Origin of the sequence: Streptomyces sp. NPDC006197 (genome assembly GCF_040613865.1) — a bacterium.
In the GTDB taxonomy this organism is placed as follows: Bacteria; Actinomycetota; Actinomycetes; order Streptomycetales; family Streptomycetaceae; genus Streptomyces.
Map to the genome: position 1 here is coordinate 1 of NZ_JBEXSZ010000240.1, position 7,006 is coordinate 7,006.

Consider the following 7,006-nt stretch of genomic DNA (forward strand, 5'->3'; position numbering starts at 1 on the left):
GCCGGCCACGGACGCGAGGTCGTACGCCGCGCGGCCCGTGCGGGCCTCGTGGCCCAGCGGGTCCGCGCCCAGGTTGCCGCGGGCCGCCTCCGGGGCGACGCCCCGCTCCTCGTACAGCCGCAGCAGCCGCTCGGCGGCCGCCTCCGTCTCGTCGCCCGCGTCGAGGACGACGGGCGCGAGGTCGAGGTAGACGCCTTCGAGGGCGCCGCCGAGCGAGGAGACCGGGATGCCGGCGCCGCCGACGCGGAGCCAGAGGGAGGTGACGCCGTTCTCCAGGTCGGCGAGGACGGCCTCGCCGTCGGCCGTCGCATGGAGCTGGCGCACGTCCCAGCCGTCGGTCGTGTTGCCCTCGGCGCGTCCGCCGCGCACGAAGGGCGCGAAGCCGGGCAGGCCGGAGTCGGGCGCGGTGTCACGCGCGGTGTACAGCGGGCGGGTGGTGAGGCCGTCCTCCAGCAGAGTGGACAGGGCGTCCTCGGCGGTGTCGCCGGAGACCTCCTTGCCCGACTTGCGCAGGACGCCCGCCACGAGGTTTTGCCACTGCTCATGTGGCGCGTCTGGGAATTCGGACGCCAGGGAGAGCCCGTCGTCAGGCAGGACCGTCATGGCTCGGATGCTAGGGGAGATCCACAAAGGAGCAGGAGGGCGTACGACTGTGACCTTCTTCTCTTCCGTGTCCTGAGACGGCAGTCCGCATGGCGGACACTCCCGGCGCCGGCCTCAGAGGCCCCCGCCGCCGTCCCGTTCGGGGCGCCGCGCGAAGCAGAAGAGATGCTCCTCCGGCACCGCGCGCTCGTCGTCCGGCCGGAAGACCGACACCTCGTGCCGCAGGACGGCGAGACCGCACTCCTCCCGCAGCGTCCGCACGTACTCCTCGGCCGAGAAGCTGGAGACCCTGACCGGCCGGCCCATGAACTCGATCTCCACCCCGTCCACGTCCGCCGGCACCGTGGCGGTCACCAGATAGCCGCCGGGTGCCACCCAGCCCGCCATCCGCTCCAGGGCGGCGGAGGCCTCCGCCCGGCTCATCATCAGCAGCGGGAAGAAGGCGCACACGGCGTCGAAGCCCCCCGGCGGGGCGTCGTAGTCACGCACGTCCACCTGATCGAACACGGCCCCCGGCACCTGCGCGCGGGCCAGCCCGACCATCTCCCCGGACACGTCGATGCCGGTCACCGCGCACCCGGCCCGCACCAGGCGGTCGGCGACCGGCCGCCCCGTGCCGCTGCCGACGTCGAGGACCCGGGCCCCCGCGCCCAAACGCTCGGTGAGCCAGTCCACCGCCGCCGACTGCTCCGGCAGATGCCCGAAGGCCCGCTCGTACGCCATGCCCAGATCGTCGAACAGTTCCGCCGCCGACAGCGGCTTCCGCCCGGCACCCTCGTCCCGCATGCTGCTCCCCTTTCCCGGACGTCACGGGCCGACCGCCCGCCCCGGGCGGCTTCCTACCCACTTCCCACCCGCTTCCCACCGGCCTTCCCCGGCTTCCCACCGGCCTTCCTCCGGCCGAGATGCCGGAGCGCGGAGCCGGGCGCACCATGGACGAGGCAGGCCCGTACGACACGGGTGCCGGAACCGCTCGGGGACTTCCCTATCCGGACACGGCCACGCCATGAACGCAGGAAGCCCGGCCCAGGGCCGGCCAGCACCCTCCAAAGGCGTCCTCTACCGACTCGGCCACTGGTGCGCCCGCCACTTCCTCGTCGTCATCGCCCTCTGGCTGGCGGCCGTCGCGGGACTCCAGATCACCGACCGGGCCGTCGGCGGAATGTTCTCCGACGACTTCGCGCTCCCCGGAGTGCAGTCGGCCGAGGGCCTCGACGTCCTCAAGGCGCACGATCCCGCCGCCGGCGGATACGGCGCCCAGATCGTCCTCAACGACCCCTCCAAGCCCCTCACACAGGAGTCGTCCGCGGTCAACTCCGCCGTCACCGCCCTGGCGAAGCTCCCCAACGTCCTCAGCGCCCAGAACCCGCTGCCGCCGCCCGGCACCACCCCGCCCGCGCTCCCGGCCGGGACGCCCAACACCGGCCCGCTCTCCACGGACGGCAAGACCGCCTACATCACCATCCGCTTCAGCGTGGCGCCCTCCACCCTCGACACCGACTACCTGAACGGCGTCGACGCCGCCGTCCAGCCGCTCCGGGACGCCGGGGTCACCGTCGAGTACGGCGGTCCGCTCGGCGAACTCGCCCGGCCGACGGCCGACGACCGCAGCAGCGAGACCATCGGCTTCGCCGTCGCGATCGTCGTCCTCCTCATCGGCTTCGGCAGCGTCATCGGCGCCGTCATGCCGCTGGTCACCGCACTCCTCGGAGCGGTCTGCGGGCTCGCCCTGCTGGGCCTGATGGCGGCCGCCTTCACCTTCGGGACCGTCTCGCCCACCCTGGCCACCATGATCGGCCTCGGCGTCGGCATCGACTACGCGCTGTTCCTCATCACCCGCCACCGCCAGAACCTCATGCACGGCAAGGATCCCGCCACCGCGGCCGCCCTCGCGACCACCACCAGCGGCCGCGCCGTCCTCGTCTCCGGCTGCACCGTCATCATCGCCCTCTCCGGCCTGTGGGTCTCCGGAGTCACCTTCATCGGCAAACTCGGCCTCGCGGCCGCCTTCACGGTCGTCACCGCCGTCATCGCCGCGCTCACCCTCGTCCCGGCCATGCTCGGACTCGTCGGCCGCCGGATCGACCGCTACCACGTCCGCAAGCCCGTGGCGGAGACCGACGCCGACCCCGGCACGCCCGTGCACGGCACCTGGCACCGGTACGCGCAGCGCGTCGAGAAGCGACCCTGGTGGTTCCTCACCGGCGGCGTCCTGGCCCTGCTCGTCCTGGCCTTCCCGCTGCTCTTCATCCAGCTCGGCCACATCGGCGACGGCGCCGACCCCGAGTCGTTCACCGACCGGCGAGCCTACGACCTGGTCTCCACGGCCTTCGGGCCCGGCGCGAACGGACCGCTCACCCTCGTCGTCGACCAGTCGGCCGTGCCCGCCGCCGACCGGGCCGCCCTCGGCACCCAGCTCAAGCAGTCGCTGACCGGCGTCCCCGACGCCGCCTTCGTCACCCCGCTGCAGACCACCTCCGACGGGGACGTCCTCGTCGGCACCGTCTACTCCACGGCCTCCCCGCAGGACGAGAAGACGACCCGGCTGACCAACCACCTGGTCGACGACGTCCTTCCGCAGGCGGTGGCCGGCACCGACGCGCAGACCTACGTCACCGGGAGCACGGCCGCCCAGGTCGACTTCCTCGACATCGTCTCCAGCCGCCTGCCGCTGATCATCGCCGTCGTGGTCGCCCTCGCCTTCCTCGTCATCCTGATCGTCTTCCGCGGACTCCTGGTCGCGGTCAAGGCGGCCGTGCTCAACGTGCTCTCCATCGCCGCCTCGTACGGCGTCGTCGTGGCCGTCTTCCAGTGGGGCTGGGGCGGCCCCGCGCTCGGAGTCCACGGCAAGGTGCCCATCGAGAGCTACGTGCCGATGATGATGTTCGCCATCGTCTTCGGCCTGAGCATGGACTACGAGATCTTCCTGCTGTCCCGCGTCCGCGAGGCCTGGCTGCGCACCGGGGACTCGAAGGCCAGCGTGGCCCACGCCCTGGAGATCACCGCCCGGGTCATCACCTGCGCCGCACTGATCATGGTCAGCGTCTTCGCCGCCTTCATCGTCTCGGACGACATCGTCGTCAAGATGCTCGGCCTCGGCCTCGCCGCCAGCGTCCTCATCGACGCCACCGTGGTGCGCCTGCTGCTCGTGCCCGCCGTGATGACCCTCCTCGGCCGCCACGCCTGGTGGACCCCCGCCTGGCTGGACCGGACCCTGCCCCACCTGGACACCGAGGGCGAGGAGACTCATGACGTCCCGGAGCCCGTCGGAAGGCGCTGAACCGACCGCCTCAGCCGCCCCACGGCCCGGCGATGATGGGGGACATGAAAACTCTCGCCGAAGTGGACGAACTGGCCGACCGCGCACACGCCGGGCAGGTCGACAAGGCCGGCGTGCCCTATGTCGCCCACGTCCGGGCCGTCGCCGCGGGCCTGGAGCCGCTCGGCCCGCACCTGGCCATGGCCGGGCTGCTGCACGACGTCATCGAGGACACCGGATGGACGGCGGAGCGGCTGCGCGCCGCCGGGATCCCCGCCCGGGTCGTCGCCCTCGTCGAAGCCGTCACCAACCACCCGGACACGACCTACGAGGAGAAGCTCCGCCGGATCGCGCAGGACCCCGACGCCACCCTCGTGAAGATCGCCGACAACGCGCACAACAGCCGCGCGGACCGGGCCGCCGCCCTGCCGCCCGCCCAGCGGGAACGGCTGGCCGCCAAGTACCGCGCGGCCAGGGCCGTCCTCTGGCCGGCGGCCGATCCCGGCGACATCGCGACGATCCTCCGGGTGGTCAACCCCGACCTCCTGCGGGAACTGACCCCCCGCTGACGGACCGCCCCGGCGCCGCTCAGCTCGTCCGGCCGGACGACCAGCCGCCCAGTTCGGTGGGCCGGTTCGTGATGACGCCGTCCACGCCGAGCGAATCCAGGGCCTTCCAGCGCGCCGGGGTGTCGACCGTCCACACGTTCACGGCCACGCCGGCCGCGTGCAGGTCGTCGACCAGCTGCGGACGGGTGGCGAGCGCGGCGTCCGAGACGTTGTACGCGGAGAGGTCCAGCTCCCGGGCGAGCGCGACGGGGTCGGCGTCCAGGGTGCCGCGCAGCAGGCCGAGCGGCAGTTCGGGCGCCAGCTCGTGGGCGTACCGCAGGGACGGGACGTCGAAGCTCTGCACGAAGACCCGGTCCGTCATGTCCTGGTCCCGGACCTCCCGGACGATCCGCTCCACCTCGGCGCGACTGTGCCGGCCCTTGATCTCCAGGAGCAGCTTCCCGCCGCGCTCCCTGAGGTCCGCGAGCTGGGCGGCCAGGGTCGGGACCCGGGTGCCGGCGTAGACGGGTGCGAACCAGGAGCCGGCGTCCAGGGCGTCGAGCTGGTCGGAGGTCAGCGAGCGGATCGGCCCCGTGCCGTCCGTGGTCCGGTCGACGGTGGTGTCGTGCAGGATGTACGGCACGCCGTCCTTGCTGGGCTGGACGTCGTTCTCGATCCACACGGCCCCGCCCCGCCGGGCCACCTCGTCGGAGACCAGGGTGTTCTCGGGAGCCGCGGACGGGGCGCCCCGGTGGGCGATCACCGTCAGCGGCGCCCCGGCCGCACGCATCCAGGGGCTCGCCGCCACCGTGGCCTTCGCCACCGGGCGGGGCGCGGACTCCGAGGGCGGTGCGGCGACGACGAACGCGGTCGCGAGCCCCGCGACCACGGTGGCCCCGGCGACCAGCCCGACGGTCCTGTGACGACGGGACCGGGCGGCGGGCGGTTGAGCTTCTCTCATGTCCGACCACCCTAAGGGGTCCCTCGTCGGGCGGGCCGGGCACGGGGCGACACGACCGGCCGCGCAAGCCCTTCGTCGTAATGGTCCGGTCTGCGGCATCGTGGACCCGTGCCCGCGGCCGCGCCATCGGGGGACCACGGCCGGGCGTAGCGAGTCAGGGGGACTCATCATGGACACCGGAACGGCACGGAGAACGAACGACGTCGCGAAGACGGCCGCGGCGGGGCGTCAGGAGCGCGGCCGGGGAGTGCTGGAAGGCGCGTTCGCGCTGCTCGACGCCCTGCGCCGGAACGGCGACGAGGCAGGCGTGACCGAACTCGCGCTCGCCTGCGGAGTGCCCAAGGGCAGCGTCCACCGGCTGCTCGACCAGCTGGTCGGAGTCGGCGCCGTCGAACGGAAGGGCAACCGCTACCGGGTCGGCCCGCAGCTCTACCGCCTCGGCCAGGCCTGGGAACCGCACCCCGGCCTGCGCCCCGCCGCCCGGCTGCCGCTCCAGCGCCTCCGGGCCGTCACCGGCGCCAGCGTCGTCCTCGCCGTGCTGCGCGAGGACATGGCGATCACCGTGAGCTCGGTGCCCGGCGACCTGGAGCCGCTCCTCCCCGTGCACGACGGCATCGCGTTCCGCCTCGACACCGCCGCCGGGAAGGCACTGCGCGGACCCCTCCGCGGCGGACCGGTCCTCGACCGGGAGGACGTGATGGAGGGGGTGTGCTGCGCCGCGCTGCCGGTCCGCGCCCCGGACGGCCGCACGGTCGCGGCGCTCGCCGGCATGGTCCCCGCGGGCCGCGGCCTCGACGCGCTGGCCCGGGCCGTCGCCGAGGCGGGAGCCGCGGTCACCCGCGCCCTCGCCCGGGGCGGCCGGCGGGCACCGGTCCCGACGTCCGCCCTCGTCCTGTAGCCCCGCGCCGTTCCATCCAGCGGAACGCGCGTAGAGCCGGGGCGGGACCGCCGGGCACAGTGGGTGTCGTGCCGAGGGGAAACGGCACACCGGGCCGCCGGGGAAGGCGGACCGGGCACCACGTCACATCCGTGACCCGATGTGTGGGGGGACCACATGCGCAAGAACCGAGTCGTCCGAGCCGCCGCCACCGCCCTGCTGGGACTCGGCAGCCTCGGAGCCTTCGCCGGCACCGCGCACGCCGAGCCGATCGACTACGTGAAGATCGAGCTGTTCGAGCTGCACTGCCAGCAGAACAGCGAGGGCGACCACGACGAGGCCTACCTCAAGATCACCGACGCCAACGGCAACGCCGTCAAGGTCTGGCCCGGCAACGGCATCAGCTACCAGACGATGGGCTCCGGCTACGTCCGCTCCATGGAGGACGGCAACGGCAACGCCGCGCTCATCCTCGGCAGGGAGCAGGCCCGCACCCTGACCCTGTGGGACAAGGACACCTTCGGCGGCGACGACAAGCTCGGCGCCACGCTCGTCACCGGCAGCGAGGTCGGCGCCGAGACCCAGTGGCGCACCGTCGAGGGCTCCGGCGGCATCTACGTCATCGGCTACCGGGTCGTCGACATCTGACGGGTGGTCGAACTCCGAGGAGAGGGTCGTGCCGGGCGCCCCCCCCTCGTGGGCGGCTGACCCCCGGCTCCCGGCGCGTCACACGCTGAGCGAGCGCGCGTAGTTCAGCT

Annotated in this window: 7 protein-coding genes; 4 read left to right on the plus strand and 3 right to left on the minus strand. The window is 73.4% G+C overall.

The window, feature by feature from the left end:
• Together ABZ318_RS38335 and ABZ318_RS38340 are read right to left on the minus strand one after the other, a co-directional pair.
• Positions 1-603 (minus strand): methylmalonyl-CoA mutase family protein (locus tag ABZ318_RS38335; RefSeq protein WP_356907042.1); only part of this gene is annotated, 603 nt, incomplete at its 3' end.
• Between the two features lie 114 nt (positions 604-717).
• Positions 718-1,389, minus strand: coding sequence for a methyltransferase domain-containing protein (locus ABZ318_RS38340; RefSeq protein ID WP_356907043.1), 672 nt, complete (start codon positions 1,387-1,389; stop codon positions 718-720).
• 220 nt (positions 1,390-1,609) lie between these two features.
• Here ABZ318_RS38340 and ABZ318_RS38345 point away from each other — a divergent pair, with 220 nt between their 5' ends.
• Positions 1,610-3,883 (plus strand): MMPL family transporter, encoded by a 2,274-nt coding sequence (locus ABZ318_RS38345; RefSeq protein WP_356907044.1) that lies wholly within the window; start codon positions 1,610-1,612, stop codon positions 3,881-3,883.
• A gap of 44 nt (positions 3,884-3,927) precedes the next feature.
• Entirely contained in the window at positions 3,928-4,431 is a 504-nt protein-coding gene (locus ABZ318_RS38350) for an HD domain-containing protein (RefSeq protein ID WP_356907045.1), read from the plus strand.
• A gap of 19 nt (positions 4,432-4,450) precedes the next feature.
• On the opposite strand, the gene ABZ318_RS38355 is transcribed toward ABZ318_RS38350, so the two are convergent.
• A complete protein-coding gene (locus ABZ318_RS38355; RefSeq protein WP_356907046.1) occupies positions 4,451-5,371 on the minus strand; it encodes a glycerophosphodiester phosphodiesterase family protein in 921 nt (306 codons plus the stop codon).
• A gap of 169 nt (positions 5,372-5,540) precedes the next feature.
• On the opposite strand from ABZ318_RS38355, the gene ABZ318_RS38360 reads away from it, so the two are divergent.
• The gene (locus tag ABZ318_RS38360) at positions 5,541-6,269 is read left to right on the plus strand and encodes a helix-turn-helix domain-containing protein (RefSeq protein ID WP_356907047.1); all 729 of its coding nucleotides are present in this window, start codon (positions 5,541-5,543) and stop codon (positions 6,267-6,269) included.
• A gap of 156 nt (positions 6,270-6,425) precedes the next feature.
• Positions 6,426-6,896, plus strand: a complete 471-nt coding sequence (locus ABZ318_RS38365) for a hypothetical protein (RefSeq protein ID WP_356907048.1) — start codon at positions 6,426-6,428, stop codon at positions 6,894-6,896.
• Positions 6,897-7,006: the final 110 nt, after the last annotated feature.

Bases quoted from the DNA above. Each gene is read 5' to 3' on its own strand.
- ABZ318_RS38355 (WP_356907046.1), bottom strand. From the start codon at position 5,371: ATGAGAGAAGCTCAACCGCCCGCCGCCCGGTCCCGTCGTCACAGGACC.
- ABZ318_RS38340 (WP_356907043.1), bottom strand. From the start codon at position 1,389: ATGCGGGACGAGGGTGCCGGGCGGAAGCCGCTGTCGGCGGCGGAACTG.
- ABZ318_RS38350 (WP_356907045.1), top strand. From the start codon at position 3,928: ATGAAAACTCTCGCCGAAGTGGACGAACTGGCCGACCGCGCACACGCC.
- ABZ318_RS38360 (WP_356907047.1), top strand. From the start codon at position 5,541: ATGGACACCGGAACGGCACGGAGAACGAACGACGTCGCGAAGACGGCC.
- ABZ318_RS38345 (WP_356907044.1), top strand. From the start codon at position 1,610: ATGAACGCAGGAAGCCCGGCCCAGGGCCGGCCAGCACCCTCCAAAGGC.
- ABZ318_RS38365 (WP_356907048.1), top strand. From the start codon at position 6,426: ATGCGCAAGAACCGAGTCGTCCGAGCCGCCGCCACCGCCCTGCTGGGA.